At 62.0% G+C, this 12,981-nt stretch carries 12 protein-coding genes; 5 read left to right on the top strand and 7 right to left on the bottom strand.

The window, feature by feature from the left end; all coding sequences use genetic code 11:
* Positions 1–37: 37 nt before the first annotated feature.
* The 4 genes from ACFQND_RS22595 to ACFQND_RS22580 form a co-directional block, all read right to left on the bottom strand.
* Positions 38–3,049, bottom strand: a complete 3,012-nt coding sequence (locus tag ACFQND_RS22595; RefSeq protein WP_371439790.1) for a beta strand repeat-containing protein — start codon at positions 3,047–3,049, stop codon at positions 38–40.
* Between the two features lie 144 nt (positions 3,050–3,193).
* Positions 3,194–4,168: a tRNA glutamyl-Q(34) synthetase GluQRS gene (gluQRS, locus tag ACFQND_RS22590; RefSeq protein ID WP_371439789.1), complete on the bottom strand. Its 975-nt coding sequence runs from the start codon at positions 4,166–4,168 to the stop codon at positions 3,194–3,196.
* Between the two features lie 21 nt (positions 4,169–4,189).
* On the bottom strand, positions 4,190–5,275 hold the full coding sequence (locus ACFQND_RS22585) for an NAD(P)/FAD-dependent oxidoreductase (protein WP_371439788.1): 1,086 nt from the start codon (positions 5,273–5,275) through the stop codon (positions 4,190–4,192).
* Positions 5,276–5,396: 121 nt separating this feature from the next.
* Positions 5,397–6,356: a LysR family transcriptional regulator gene (locus ACFQND_RS22580; protein WP_371439787.1), complete on the bottom strand. Its 960-nt coding sequence runs from the start codon at positions 6,354–6,356 to the stop codon at positions 5,397–5,399.
* A gap of 150 nt (positions 6,357–6,506) precedes the next feature.
* Here ACFQND_RS22580 and ACFQND_RS22575 point away from each other — a divergent pair, with 150 nt between their 5' ends.
* From ACFQND_RS22575 to ACFQND_RS22555, 5 genes are all read left to right on the top strand, one after another.
* Entirely contained in the window at positions 6,507–7,208 is a 702-nt protein-coding gene (locus ACFQND_RS22575) for a pirin family protein (protein ID WP_371439786.1), read from the top strand.
* A 101-nt stretch (positions 7,209–7,309) separates the two neighbouring features.
* A complete protein-coding gene (locus ACFQND_RS22570; protein ID WP_371439785.1) occupies positions 7,310–7,723 on the top strand; it encodes a DoxX family protein in 414 nt (137 codons plus the stop codon).
* 91 nt (positions 7,724–7,814) lie between these two features.
* On the top strand, positions 7,815–8,369 hold the full coding sequence (locus ACFQND_RS22565) for a flavodoxin family protein (RefSeq protein ID WP_371439784.1): 555 nt from the start codon (positions 7,815–7,817) through the stop codon (positions 8,367–8,369).
* Between the two features lie 60 nt (positions 8,370–8,429).
* Positions 8,430–8,834: an OsmC family protein gene (locus ACFQND_RS22560; protein ID WP_371439783.1), complete on the top strand. Its 405-nt coding sequence runs from the start codon at positions 8,430–8,432 to the stop codon at positions 8,832–8,834.
* Positions 8,834–9,709 carry a pirin family protein gene (locus ACFQND_RS22555; protein WP_371439782.1) on the top strand — a complete coding sequence of 292 codons (876 nt, stop codon included), beginning with the start codon at positions 8,834–8,836 and terminating at the stop codon, positions 9,707–9,709. Before ACFQND_RS22560 ends, ACFQND_RS22555 begins: the two co-directional genes overlap by 1 nt.
* Positions 9,710–9,759: 50 nt before the next feature.
* On the opposite strand, the gene ACFQND_RS22550 is transcribed toward ACFQND_RS22555, so the two are convergent.
* The 3 genes from ACFQND_RS22550 to ACFQND_RS22540 all read right to left on the bottom strand — a co-directional run bounded on the left by ACFQND_RS22550 (position 9,760) and on the right by ACFQND_RS22540 (position 12,979).
* Positions 9,760–10,563 (bottom strand): Crp/Fnr family transcriptional regulator, encoded by an 804-nt coding sequence (locus tag ACFQND_RS22550; protein ID WP_371439781.1) that lies wholly within the window; start codon positions 10,561–10,563, stop codon positions 9,760–9,762.
* 175 nt (positions 10,564–10,738) lie between these two features.
* A complete protein-coding gene (egtB, locus tag ACFQND_RS22545) occupies positions 10,739–12,094 on the bottom strand; it encodes an ergothioneine biosynthesis protein EgtB (protein WP_371439780.1) in 1,356 nt (451 codons plus the stop codon).
* Positions 12,095–12,238: 144 nt separating this feature from the next.
* Positions 12,239–12,979: a sulfurtransferase gene (locus tag ACFQND_RS22540; protein WP_371440080.1), complete on the bottom strand. Its 741-nt coding sequence runs from the start codon at positions 12,977–12,979 to the stop codon at positions 12,239–12,241.
* Positions 12,980–12,981: the final 2 nt, after the last annotated feature.

The following is a 12,981-nucleotide window of genomic DNA, read 5'->3' as shown; positions in this document are numbered from 1 at the left end:
CGGGCTACGCGCCGTCGGGCCGGGGCTGACAGGTGTGTTATTGCCCTGTGGCTGTGACGCTGCAACTCAGGATAAAACTGACGGTCGCGCCCGTGGAAAACGATGCCAGCGTCAGGCCGCCGCCAAGCAGGCCCGGCCATGACCCGGGCGCCGGACACACGCCGGTGCCGCTGGCTGCGCAATTGGTCACAGAGCAGTTCAGTCCGGCGCCAGGCGTATCGGCTACTGTGCTGCCATCGCTTGCCGCCGGCCCCAGGTTGGCAAAAGTCACGGTGTAGCTTGTGGTCCCGCCGGCGGGCAGGCTTGTGATGCCGTTCGTTTTTGTAACGGTCAAATTGGTGCTGCAGCCGATCGGTGTGGACAGGGTCGCCGTGTTGTTGGCGGGTACCGCGTCGCCGATTGACGAGATGCTGATTGTGACTGTGTTGGTTTGCGGACTGGGGCAAGCCGGAGCGGAGACGCTGACCGTGGCCGTCACGGTCACAAGATTGGTGGCCGACGCCATGGGGAATACGGCGCTGCTTGCCGAGCAGGCAAATGTGGTGCTGCTTCCGTTGGGCGTGCAGGTCCATATGGCGGGGGCGCTGTTGACCAGGGCCGTCACGGCCATGCCGGCGGGGAGGGTGTCCGTGACAGCTGGGGAGGTGATGATGGCGGTAGCCGATTGGCTGGTGGCCTGGGTTGTGGCGTAGACCTGGTTGGCGATGGCCCTGCCATTGTTGCGGCCGACAATGACGTATTTCAACCCTGTAACGCCCAGTGTGAAGGTCGGGGTATTGAGGGTTTTGGTGACGGAGAGGTCCGGTTGCAGGTTGACATCCTCGCCGGCCGGCCCGCCCTCCAGTCCGCTGTAATTGCTGCCCCCGACACTGGACGTTGCGCCGCTTGCATAGGTGGTGTTGCCGCTATAGCTGATGCCGGTCCGGTTGGCATTGATGTTGGCCGCGGGGCTGACCATGCGTACCGCTGTTGTTGTGCGCGTGGGGTCGAGGAAAATCACGCCGGCCGGGTTGTGGTATACGCCCACGGTAGCCGTGTTGGGGATGGTGGCAACAAAACTGACGGTGATGCTGCCGTTTTGCGGCAGGTAAAAACTGCCGAAAGTCGCGGTGTTGTTGCCCGTGGTGGGGGTGATGCCGGGGGCGCTGGCTGCAGCGCGCAGCGTCACGGAGGTTACGGAGTTGACCCGGGTCACGCTGCTGACCGGCAAGGCAGCCGGCGCTGACGCAGTGGTGGTTTCTGCCCCGGCGGCGGCGGATCCGGCCGCTGCAGGCGGCGCCGGGCTGTAGTTGAAGGTCGGTGCCGTGGCTGCGGTGTATAGCCAGCCGGGCGGCAAGGTTGCGTCGAACACGAACACATTGGACGCGGCGCCGCCGCTGTTGCTCAGGTTGATGCTGTAGCCGGCCGTTGCGCCCGTTGTGGTCGTGATGTTGGGGGTGGTGGTGCTCTTTGTCACGGTGATCACCGGCAGGCATGCCGCGCCGCCTTGTGCGCCGGCAGCCGTGCCGCCGGCGGTGGACGTGCTGCCGGGGCTGCCCGGTGCCGAGTTCCAGGCCTTGGGGCTGCCATTGCCTGCCGTGCCGCCGCAACAGCCATCCGTGCCACTGGCACCGCCGGCGACATTGGTTGTTGCACTGGCCAGGTTTGAGAGGATGTACCCGCCGCCGCCGCCGCCGCCGGGACCGTGGTTGTAGTAGTTTGAAGAGCCGCCGGCACCACCGGAAGCCCTGATGGTGAGCCCCGCCCCATTGCCTGAACCGGCGACGATGAAGACGGAACCCCCCGCACCGCCGCCGCCGGCCGAGTCTGTATCGGCCGTAGGCGCCTTGTTGTAAGCGCGGTAACCGCTGGCATCAATCACACCGGCCGTCGAGGTCAGGCTGCCGGCCCGGATCAGGACTGCGCCGCCACCCGAGGCGCCGCTGGAGGTGATGGGCCCGGAGGCGCCGTTGCCGGCAGCGACGGTAGCCGTGGTTGGCGGCCAGGTGGTGAGTGCATTGGCGACAGTACCGTTGTTGGCAGCGCCCGAACCGCCGCCGCCGCCCAGTACGAGCCGTGTTGGCGAAGGGGTTTGTGCGTTGCCGCCCTTGCCGCCGGCAATGTTGCCGATGTTGGTGGTTGTGCCCTGGTTCAACACAGGGGTGAGGGGCAGGGTATTGGCGTCGTTCCAGCTGTTGCCCCCCTGGCCGCCGGCGCCCGCGTTGCCGCCGCCGCCGCCGCCCGCATTGTAGGAGTTGGTGCCGGTGGGCGGGTTGCCGTCATTGGAGCCGCCGCCGGCGTTGCCTATCGAAGCCTGGCCGCCGGCGCCAAGGGTGTATCCCTGTCCCAGCAGTGCTGTGTAATTGACCGCCGCGAGCACACCGGCGAACACGCGGGGTGGCGTGCCTTCGGTGCCTTCTCCCTTTTGGCCGCCATTGACTGTGGCCACGCTGGTCGGGTCAAAGTTGACATTGGCGGAGGTTGCCGTGCCGCCCGTCACGTTACCGGTGCCGCTCAGGCCAAACGCACCGCGGAAACCGGCGCCCGACACGGTGACCGTGCCGTTGAGCGCAAGGCTGCCGGCCACGTCCATGGCCACCACGCCGCCGGTTCCCACGCCTGTGCCGTTATTGATCGTCCATCGATCAGCACTGACCGTCCCTGTGATGGTTGCCGCCGAATACTGCGGCACCCACACCACCTGCCAGTTGCGCACGGACGAGGTGTTCATGGACTGGTTGTAGGCGTTGACCAGCGGCTGGCTCAGGGAGATTGTGGTGCCCGTGATGGCGGTTATGTGGGCGTATTCATGCAGGCCGGCATTGGCGCCGTTGGCCGAATCCTGCATCTGCATGATGAGGATCAGGTCGCCCACCAGCAGCGAGCGCGCATTGCTTCGCTGGCCGGTGATGGAGGCCAGGGTGATGGATGTGGCGCCTGCAGTAGCGCTGCCGCTACCGCCGTAGTAGGCGTTGATGACACCGGCGGCCGTGACTGGCCCGTTCCACCCTGGCAGGGCGCAGGTCTGCGCCATGCCGGTGATGCAGCACCCGAGAAGGGCGAGCAGCACAAGGCCTCGGCGACAGAGCACCCTGACGGATTCGGAAGACCAGAAAGAAACGACCATAAAACCGAATGTTGCCTAGGCGGCCTGACATGGATGGTGTAGTTGTTTCCAAGTGTAACCAAAACAATGTAGCCACGCGTGCATTCGTCAATGGTGTGGTTTCAGCCGATGAATCTGGCGCCATTGCAATACCGCACCCGCCAGCCACGCCTGGACCGATTCCGCAGGCAGTTCAAGGCCCAGCGTCTTGCCGGCTGTTTCAAGCAAGGCCAGTGGCCTGTCCGTGTCCAGCGCCCGGGCACCATTCTGTTTGGAGAGCTTTTCGCCATTTACGCCCAGCACCAGCGGGGTGTGCAGGTACAGCGGCTGCGCAAGCCCGAGCGCGCGCTGCAGCAGGATTTGCCGCGCCGTGTTGTCCGCCAGGTCCTCGCCGCGCACGATGTGGGTGATGCCTTGCGCGGCGTCGTCCACCACCACGGCCAACTGGTAGGCCCATAAACCGTCCGCTCGCCTGAGGATGAAGTCGCCCACCTCCCGGCTGACGTTTTGTGTCTGCTCTCCCAGCCTGCGGTCATGCCATGTAGTGTTTTTCGGTTTACTGGATGCTATCAAATTGATAGCTTGTTGCGAGCGCTGGACGGTGGCCAAGGGCATGTTTGATGCTGAATTGAGCGTTAAAAACCGCCAGGCGCGCGCGGCGCGGCCATTCAGCCCATGCCGGCAGGTGCCCGGATACACCAGTTCGCCATGCCTCTGGCGTGCCTGCCCGGTGGCCGCCAGCGCCAGCGCGATGTCCTGGCGGGTGCAAGCGCAGGGGTAGGCCAGGCCTTGCGCGACAAGCCGCTCCAGTGCCTGCTGGTACAGATGGCTGCGCTGCGACTGGTATGCCGGGGGCTCGTCGGGTTGCAGGCCGCAGGCGGCGAGCTGCTGCAATATGCGCTGGTCGGCACCAGGCACGCAGCGAGGTGTGTCCACATCTTCAATACGCACCAGCCATTGGCCGTTGTGCGCCCGTGCGTCCAGCCAGCTGGCTAGAGCTGCAACAAGGGAGCCTGCGTGCAGCGGGCCGGTGGGTGAGGGGGCAAAGCGCCCCTTGTAGACATTGGCTTCAAGCCCATCCATTCTTCGGGACCGCTCCGCAGATCAAAGAACAGCCAGAGCCATTTCAAGACCCGACACAAAGCCGTCCTCGACGCGGTGACCAAGGCACCAGTCGCCGCAGGCGCCTATGCCGGATTTGGCATCCCAGAGATGGGTTTTGCCCAGCGGGACTATGGTTTGGGCCTGGCGCCAGCGGTGCACTTCCGCGTGCGGAGGCTGCGCGCGTATACCGGTGATTTCAGTGAATGCCTTGAGCAGTTTGGCCTTGACGCGCTCGCCGTCGTCTTCCAGGTGGCGCTGTGACCAGTCTGGGCTGGCCTGCACGGTCCAGCGCTCAATCGGGCCGCGCCCGGGCTTGGAGGATTCGCGCGCCAGCCAGGCGACGCGGTGATGTGTGCTGCGCGCTGCATTCCAGTGCGGTCCGATGTGCGGCAGGTTGGGTTGTACGGCCTGCGGAAATGCCAGCATCAATGTCCAGCAGGGGGCCACACTGACACCGCCAAGTGCAGCTATAAGGGGCTTGCCTTGTTGCGAACTGAGCAGCAAGGCATTCGCCTGTGCGGAGGGCACGGCCAGGATCACGGTATCGAAGCCGGAGTGAACCCGGCTGCCGGTCCCGGAGCCTTCGGTTTGCAATTGCCAGTGCCCGGGGGAGAGCTTGTCGGTTTCCAGGCGCATCACCTGGGTTTCCAAGAACAGCTGGCCAGCCGCCGCAATGGGCTGGGCCCATTGCCGTACCAGCGCGTTCATGCCGGGTGTGGCTACCCAGTGCGCTTCCTTGGGAGGAAGAGCGGACGCCACTACACGGCCTAACTCGTCCAGGATGCGCACCGTGTTTGCGCTCCAGGGGCGAACCAGCCCGGAGGCCGTGGCAAGTGCCTTTTCAAAGCGCGAATCGCGTACCGTGAAATATTGGGTGCCATGGTCAAACCCGCCGAACTCGGTGTTGCGGGTAGCCATGCGCCCACCCGCGCCGGCATTTTTTTCAAAGACCGTGACCTGGTGCCCTGCCTGCATCAGCGTGCGCGCGCAGGCAATGCCTGCAATGCCCGCGCCAATGACTGCAATGCGGCGGGGGCCTGCATCAAGGGGCTTGCCGGCAGGTTTTTTACGGGATGTTTTGGTCATGTCTTTGTACTTTTTCCGAAGTTAATGAAAGGGCGGAAACAATTCATTCAATGCCTTGCCACGAACACACTCTACACGCAGTCATCCCAAGGCTGCCCCACCTCCTGCCTTGCGGCACCGGTTAGCGCTCCAGCAGCGCGCTGCGCGTGGTGGCGCTTTCCAGCTGTTTGAGCCACCACTGCAAGGCGCGCCCGGGTTTGGCGCCCGCGCTGCTGCGCCAGGCATAGCTGGCCCGCACCACGCGGGGCGGCCGCGTCACTGCCTTCTCGACCAGCCGGCCTGTTTCAATGTGCGGCCGGGCGAGGTACTCGGGCAAAAAACCCGATCCCAGCCCACGCAACTGCGCATCCAGCTTGGCCAGCATGCCGGGTACGGTGAAAACATCCTGCCCGCCCAGCAGGCCCACCGTCATGCCGTCGCCGCGCTGCACCGAGTCGGCCACGGCCACCACCCGGTGCGCCAGCATCATCTCGTCGGTGATGGGCTGGGTGACCTGCGCCAGTGGGTGGTGCGGCGCCACGGCATAGACAAAACTGATGTTGCCCAGCACCCGGCTTTGCACCGCACTGCTGACGGCCGGCTCCATGCGGGCCCCGGAGCTGACGTCCAGCGCGATACCGATGGCCAGGTCTGCCTGGCCGGAGGTCAGCGCCTGCAGCGTGCCGGAGAGGGACTCCTCCCGGAGCTTCAGGCGTGTGGGCGGCTTCAGTGCAAAGAAAGCCTCGCACAACTCCATCATGGTGCTGCGCGAGACAATGCTGTCCACCGAAAGTGTCAGCTGTGGCTCCCAGCCCGTGGCGACACGCTTGACGCGGTTGGCAATGGCGTCCAGCTCGCTCAACACCCGGTTGCCTTCGCGCAGCAATTCCTTGCCGGCCTCCGTCAACCTGGCCTGGCGCGAAGAGCGGTCAAACAGCAGCACGTCCAGCGTATCCTCGATAAGCCGCACGCGGTAAGTCAGTGTGCTCGGCACCACGCCCAGTTCGCGTGCGGCGGCGGCCATGCTGCCTGTGCGGTGCACGGCGTCAATCAGGCCAAGGGCTTCGGGCGTGAGCACGTCGCGCAGGGTGTGCTTCGTCATGGGGGAGTTAATCATTCAAATAATTTGAATGATGCCATCAAAGGCAGGCAACGGCCAGCAGGGTTTTCAGAACTACATTGGAGGCGTTGGACGCACTGGCAGAGGCTTTGTAACTCTCCTGCAGAAGCCAGCATAAAAAAGGAAATTCACATGATGACCTTACGCAAATCCGCCGAGCGTGGTTATGCCGACCACGGCTGGCTCAAGTCTTTTCACTCGTTTTCATTCGCCGGTTATTACGACCCGAAACACATGGGTTTCGGCAACCTGCGCGTCATCAACGAGGACCGCATTGCCGCCGGCCGAGGCTTCGGCACCCATGGCCACAAGGACATGGAAATCATCAGCTACGTATTGAGCGGTGAACTGGCGCACAAGGACAACATGGGCAATGTCAAGGGCATTCCGCCCGGTGATGTGCAGCGCATGAGTGCCGGCACGGGTGTGCAGCACAGTGAGTTCAACCATGCCGATGGCCAGACCACACACTTCCTGCAGATCTGGATCGAGCCCAACGTGACGGGCATTCCGCCCAGCTATGAACAAAAGACTTTTGCAGAAGCTGAAAAGCGCGGCGTACTGCGTCTGGTGGCATCGCCCGATGGCGCCCAGGGGGCTGTGACGGTTCATGCCGATGCGCGTTTGTATGCAGGCCTGTTTGACGGCGCTGAAAAAGTCACGCTCACGCTGGACCCGAATCGCAAAACCTATGTGCACCTGATCCGCGGGCAACTGGAGGTCAACGGGACGGTGCTTCATGCCGGTGACGCGGCGGCCCTGGCGTCCGAGAGCCTTTTGACGTTGGCACAGGGGCAATCAGCCGAGGTGCTGGTGTTTGACCTGGCTGCCTGAGCCTGCGCCGCTGTTGTACTGGCGGCCTGGGTAGCCTTGCCTGCCGCCTTTTTTTAATTCATCATTTCCCCATCAACCCTGCTTACTCAAAAAGGATTTTTATGTTCAACACATTGCAAAACCCCCTGTCCCTCATTGGCCGCCTGCTGCTGGCTTCGCTTTTTTTGCCGGCTGGCTGGGGCAAGTTGACGGCCTTCGCAGGGAGTGTCGGCTATACCGCTTCCGGTGGCGTACCCATGCCCGAAGTTGCTACGGCCATTGCGCTGGTCATTGAGATCGTCGGCTCGCTGGCGCTGATCTTTGGTTTGGGAACCCGCTGGGCCGCATTGGCACTGGCCTTTTTCACGTTGGTGGCCAGCTTCTTTTTCCACGCCTACTGGGCTGTGCCGGCCAATCAGGTCATGGTCGCCCAGCTCCTGTTCTTCAAGAACATCGCTGTCGTGGGTGGCTTGCTGACCCTGGCGGCCTGGGGTGCGGGCGGCTGGAGCCTGGACGCGAAGCGCGCCGCCGCCTGAGCGGTTTGTTCGCCCGGCAGCAGGCGGGATGCCTGCTGCCGGTAACCCGGTTTCTGGATGATGTACTTCAATCGTTTCAAGGTGAGCAAGCATGCCTAAAGTTGTCGTGGTTTACCACTCGGGTTATGGCCATACCCAGCGCATGGCGCAATCGGTGGCTGAAGGCGCTGCGGCCCAGGTGCTGGCCATAGATGCGGACGGCAACCTGCCTGAAGGTGGCTGGGACACCCTGAACGATGCGGATGCCATCATCATGGGCTCGCCCACCTATATGGGCAGCGTCAGCTGGCAGTTCAAGAAATTTGCGGATGCATCTTCCAAACCCTGGTATAGCCAGGCCTGGAAAGACAAGCTCTTCGCCGGTTTTACCAACAGCGCCGCGACGAACGGCGACAAGATGTCAACGCTGAACTACCTTTTTACCCTGGCCATGCAGCATGGCGGCATCTGGGTCAGCCAGGGCATGCTGCCCAGCAACAGCAAGGGCGCACAGCGTAACGATGCCAACTATCTGGGCTCCTACAGCGGCGCCATGGCGCAGTCGCCATCGGATGCCGGCGCCGGCGAGATGTTTCCCGGTGATCTTGAAACAGCCCGGAATTTCGGCAGCCGCGTTGCTGACGTGGCTAGCCGGTTTCAGCGCTAGACTGCAAACACATCGGGCCGCAACATCCATTGCTCGGCCTTTCTTTTAGAGGAGCTTGTCATGGCAATTGAACTCCAGCGTGACCGCACCGCGGCAATGGCCCAGCTACTGCATCTTCGTGGCCATGACATCATTGCCGATGCCACCGTGGCCGAAGGCGGTGCCGCTGCGGGACCGAGCCCGCACGACTTGTACGATGCCGCGCTGGGTGCCTGCAAGGCGCTGACGGTGATGTGGTACGCCAATAAAAAAGGCATTCCGGTGGACGACGTTCGCACCGTGATCGAACGTGACGACACACAGGAGCGGGCCGGGGTGTATCGCCTCGCAGCCAGGTTGCAGATCAGCGGTGGGCTGACTGACGCCCAGTTGCATGAGCTGGCCGGCGTTGCGCAAAAATGCCCGCTGCACAAACTCATGACCGTGGTAACGACAGAAATTACAACCAGCGTGGAGCGTATGTGATGGGCGTGCAACTCAAACTGACTGGGCATGACAAGGACCTGGGCGGCGGCTTTATGGTTCGCCGCCTGCTGCCTTCCGCAAGAAAGCAGGCGGTCGGCCCCTTTTTGTTTTTCGACCATTTCGGGCCGGTCATGGTGGAGCCCGGCGAGAACCACGATGTCAGGCCGCACCCGCACATCGGGCTGGCAACCGTGACCTACCTGTTCGAGGGCGCCATGATGCACCGCGACAGCCTGGGTTCGGTCCAGCGCATTGAGCCGGGCGCGATCAACTGGATGACCTCGGGACGCGGCATTGTGCATTCCGAGCGCGGACCCGAGGATCTCAGGGCCAAAGCCTATGTCAACCACGGCATCCAGTTGTGGGCTGCGCTGCCCGTGGCGCATGAAGAGGTTGAGCCGGCTTTTGTGCACACGCCAGCAGCCGACATTCCGGCGCTGGCCGTGGGGGATGCGCAGGTGCGCGTGCTGATCGGGCAGGCTTTCGGCAAAACGTCGCCGGTCAAGACATTCGCGCCAACGATTTATCTGGATGTGCAGATCAAGGCCGGTGGCATGTTTGAGCTGCCGCCGCTGGCGCCCGAGCTGGCCGTGTATTCGGTGGACAACGCCATCGAGGTGGACGGTGAAACGGTCGCGGCGAACACACTGGTGCTGCTCACGCCGGGCATGAACTCACGCATCGGCGCGGCAGCATCTGCCCGCCTGGTGGTCCTGGGTGGCGAGACGCTGGATGGCCATCGCCTGATCTGGTGGAACTTTGTATCCAGCCGCAAGGAGCGGATTGTTCAGGCGTCCGAGGACTGGCAGGCGCAGGCCATGGGGCAGGTACCCGGCGAGACGGAATTCATCCCGCTACCCGAACGTAAGGCTTAAGGCCGTTTGCCAATGAACGCAGTGCCTCCGGCACTGGGTTCATGTGGCTGTCAAACCTGGTAGGTACTGGCAAATCCCGGCGGTCGTGAGTCGGGCGCCCCGCGTGTGATCAGGAAATCCAGCTTTGATGATTGCTCGACATTGATGTCCGGTGCAGCGCCGTTCAGGTGCACGGCGGGAAACGGCATATCGGCAAAAAATGGCGGACTCGATTTCAGGCGTTTGAACACAGCCTGGCCAGGCTGGCTGGAGTGTGCCGCCTTCGCCGATGCGGGACGGGGCCGGACCTGTTTGGCGGCATGCTCCGCATCTTCGTCGCGGGCCATGATGGTTTCCAGTTCTGCATGAAGGCTTTTATTGATCAGTGTCAGCGTGTGCACCATGCGGTTGGACTCACGCAGCCGATTGCCTACGCTCTGCAGAAGCGTACCGAGCAGGCTACAGCCCAGGCCTGGGGCTTCCTTGATCAGCTGTGCAAATGCGGTCTGGTCCATCACGGCCAGTGCCATGTCGCTGGCCGCCGTGACTGTGGCAGAACGGGCTTTGTTGTCGATGATGCCCAGCTCCCCGATGATGTCGCCTTCACCAAGAAGCTTGAGGACCATGGATTCACCATGCCCCGTCGTGGAGCTTTCGACAACTGCTTCGCCCTGGAGTATGAACACCATGAAATGGGAGTCCCTTTCTCCCTCGCGGAACAACACCGTACCGTGCTTGATTCGGCGTGGCTGCATCCGCTTGACGAACTCGGTTGCGTCTTCCTGCGAGATATTCGTGAGCGAGGTGTGGGAGACCAGCAACTGGGCCACGTCACTCGTTGTCCAGCGTTTTTTGTCAGAGAAAAAAGTATCCATATAGTCCCCGGAAATCACAAAGAAATCATCATTGAGAAGTCGTAAGTATGAATATTTTTTCTTAGGCCTGGAAGCATCCATCCTCTTTAAAACCGCTTCTCGTGCCGGAGTTCCTGCCCTTCGCGCTGGCTGTGGCCGGTGCACAACGCGGATCTGACTTTGTTGACGCTTATTTTCAGCTTATATCCCGCGCCAGGCGCAAACCGCTGAACTGCCAGCGGGCATCGGGGGGGAAGAAGTTGCGGTAGCTGGCGCGGATATGGCTTTGCGGCGTGGCACAGGATCCCCCGCGCAGCACAAACTGGTTGCACATGAACTTGCCGTTGTACTCGCCGACCAGGCCTTCCCAGGGCCTGTAACCGGGGTAGGGGTTGTAGTTTGATTGTGTCCACTCCCACACGTCGCCGAACATCTGCATGGGCTGGCCTTGCCTGTTTTCCTGCTGGGGCAGGGGGTGATAGGCGGCGTTCTCTACAAAGTTGCCCTGGGGTCCTGCGCTTGCCGGCAGGCCCCTGGCAGCAAGCTCCCATTCAAACTCCGTAGGCAGGCGCGCACCTGCCCAGCGTGCAAGGGCATCGGCCTCAAAATAGCTCAGGTGGCACACAGGGGTGTTGGGGTCAAGGTCCACCAGGCCTTGCAGCGTGAAGTTCCGGTAGTCGCCTATGCCGTTGCCTGTGCTGCACTGCCAATAAAGCGGCAAGGCGTGCCGGCCGGCTTGCACCCAGTCCCAGCCCATGGACAACCAGAGCTCCGGCCTCTGGTAGCCTCGATCGGCAATGAAGGCCATCATTTCGCCGTTAGTCACCAGCCGGCTGGCCAGCTCGAAGGGCGCAATATAAAAACGATGGCGTGGTGTCTCGTTGTCGAATGCAAATTCACCGTCATGTGCCCTGTCAAAGCCGTGTTCGATCAAGCCGCCCGCATAGGGTAGCCAGCTTGCGGCCTGGGGGGCGATGCCTGCCAGGGGCCAGTGCCGGGCATAGGCAGGCCTTTCGGGGTTGAATGACAGGGCATGCTTGATATCCGTCAGCAGCAGTTCCTGGTGTTGCTGTTCATGCTGCAGGCCCAGTGTTATGAGCTCCCGCAATTCGCACTGTTCACGCTGCGATCCATGCGCTTGCAGCCTGGCCATGGTTTCCAGCATGCGCAGGTTGACTTGTGCCCGGTAGTCCAAAACTTCCTGCAGCGAAGGGCGGCTGATCAGGCCGCGCTGGGGACGAGGGTATTTGTCACCCACGCCGTTGTAGTAGCTGTTGAAAAGCACGCGAAAGCTGGCATCAAAAGGCTTGAACCCGGCTTCAAAACGCTCCAGCACAAAGGTCTCGAAAAACCAGGTCAGGTGCGCCAGGTGCCACTTGGCCGGGCTCGCGTCAGGCATGGACTGGAGCTGGCAGTCTTCTGCGCTCAGCGGCCTGATCAGGTTTTCGGTTTGCTGGCGGACCGCAGAAAACCGCGCGGCCAGTTTCGACAATGGCGACAGCGGCGCATCCATTTGCAAGGCAGATGTTGGCGCGGGCAGGGTGCTTTTCATGGGCTGCCTTTATGGGATGGGCGGGCCTGGCCGCCGCTGCAAGGGTTTGCGAAAATTGTCCTGCCAGCGTCGCAGAATGCCAGGCCGCCAATTGTCAGACAAGATGCCGAAACATGCCAGAGCGGCACTGTTTTGGCGCAGGTGTCATGGATTGATTTTGGGGTTCAGCGCAGGGTCCAGGGCCCGGCGGTCGTCAAACACAAAACATTCCCCTTCAAAATGGGCGTGCCCATTGAGCTCGAAATACTTCAGGATGCCGCCGTCAAGCTGGTAGACGTTTTGCACACCGGCTTCGCGCATGAAGATCGCCGCTTTTTCACAGCGTATGCCACCGGTGCAAAAACTCACCACGGTTTTGCCCTGCAGTTCCTGGCTGTGGTCGAGCAGGGCTTGCGGGAACTCCGTGAATTTCGTAATACGCCAGTCAATGGCATTCTTGAATGTCCCGACGTCGACCTCGAAATCGTTGCGGGTGTCCAGCGTGACAACAGGTTGACCAGCATCGTCATGACCCGTATCCAGCCAGCGTTTGAGCGTGGCAGCATCAACCGCCGGTGCGCGACCCGTAGCCGGCTGGATGGCCGGGTGGTTCATGCGGATGATTTCGGGTTTTATTTTCACCAGCAGCTTGCGAAAGGGCTGGGCGTTTGAAAAACTTTCCTTGACCTCAATATCTGCAAAACGTGCATCCTGCCGTAGCCATGCCAAAAAATCATGAATTGCCGTCGATGGCCCGGCGAGAAAGAGGTTGATGCCTTCTTCCGCCAGCAACACGGTGCCCTTCAGACCAAGTGTTTGCAGGGTTTCCAGGACAGCTGCCTGCAATTGAGGCAGCGCATCCAGCGCCACAAACTTGTACGCCGCAATATTCAGAACTTTCATGATGC

The organism is Polaromonas aquatica, assembly GCF_042659145.1.
GTDB lineage: Bacteria > Pseudomonadota > Gammaproteobacteria > Burkholderiales > Burkholderiaceae_C > Polaromonas > Polaromonas aquatica.
Note: the sequence above shows the minus strand (reverse complement) of the source record. Positions and strands in the feature narration are given on the sequence as shown.

What these genes read in the sequence shown, in the direction of transcription:
- gluQRS (WP_371439789.1), bottom strand. Translation starts at nt 4,168, where the DNA reads ATGGATGGGCTTGAAGCCAATGTCTACAAGGGGCGCTTTGCCCCCTCA.
- ACFQND_RS22585 (WP_371439788.1), bottom strand. Translation starts at nt 5,275, where the DNA reads ATGACCAAAACATCCCGTAAAAAACCTGCCGGCAAGCCCCTTGATGCA.
- ACFQND_RS22580 (WP_371439787.1), bottom strand. Translation starts at nt 6,356, where the DNA reads ATGACGAAGCACACCCTGCGCGACGTGCTCACGCCCGAAGCCCTTGGC.
- ACFQND_RS22575 (WP_371439786.1), top strand. Translation starts at nt 6,507, where the DNA reads ATGATGACCTTACGCAAATCCGCCGAGCGTGGTTATGCCGACCACGGC.
- ACFQND_RS22570 (WP_371439785.1), top strand. Translation starts at nt 7,310, where the DNA reads ATGTTCAACACATTGCAAAACCCCCTGTCCCTCATTGGCCGCCTGCTG.
- ACFQND_RS22565 (WP_371439784.1), top strand. Translation starts at nt 7,815, where the DNA reads ATGCCTAAAGTTGTCGTGGTTTACCACTCGGGTTATGGCCATACCCAG.
- ACFQND_RS22560 (WP_371439783.1), top strand. Translation starts at nt 8,430, where the DNA reads ATGGCAATTGAACTCCAGCGTGACCGCACCGCGGCAATGGCCCAGCTA.
- ACFQND_RS22555 (WP_371439782.1), top strand. Translation starts at nt 8,834, where the DNA reads ATGGGCGTGCAACTCAAACTGACTGGGCATGACAAGGACCTGGGCGGC.
- ACFQND_RS22550 (WP_371439781.1), bottom strand. Translation starts at nt 10,563, where the DNA reads ATGGATACTTTTTTCTCTGACAAAAAACGCTGGACAACGAGTGACGTG.
- egtB (WP_371439780.1), bottom strand. Translation starts at nt 12,094, where the DNA reads ATGAAAAGCACCCTGCCCGCGCCAACATCTGCCTTGCAAATGGATGCG.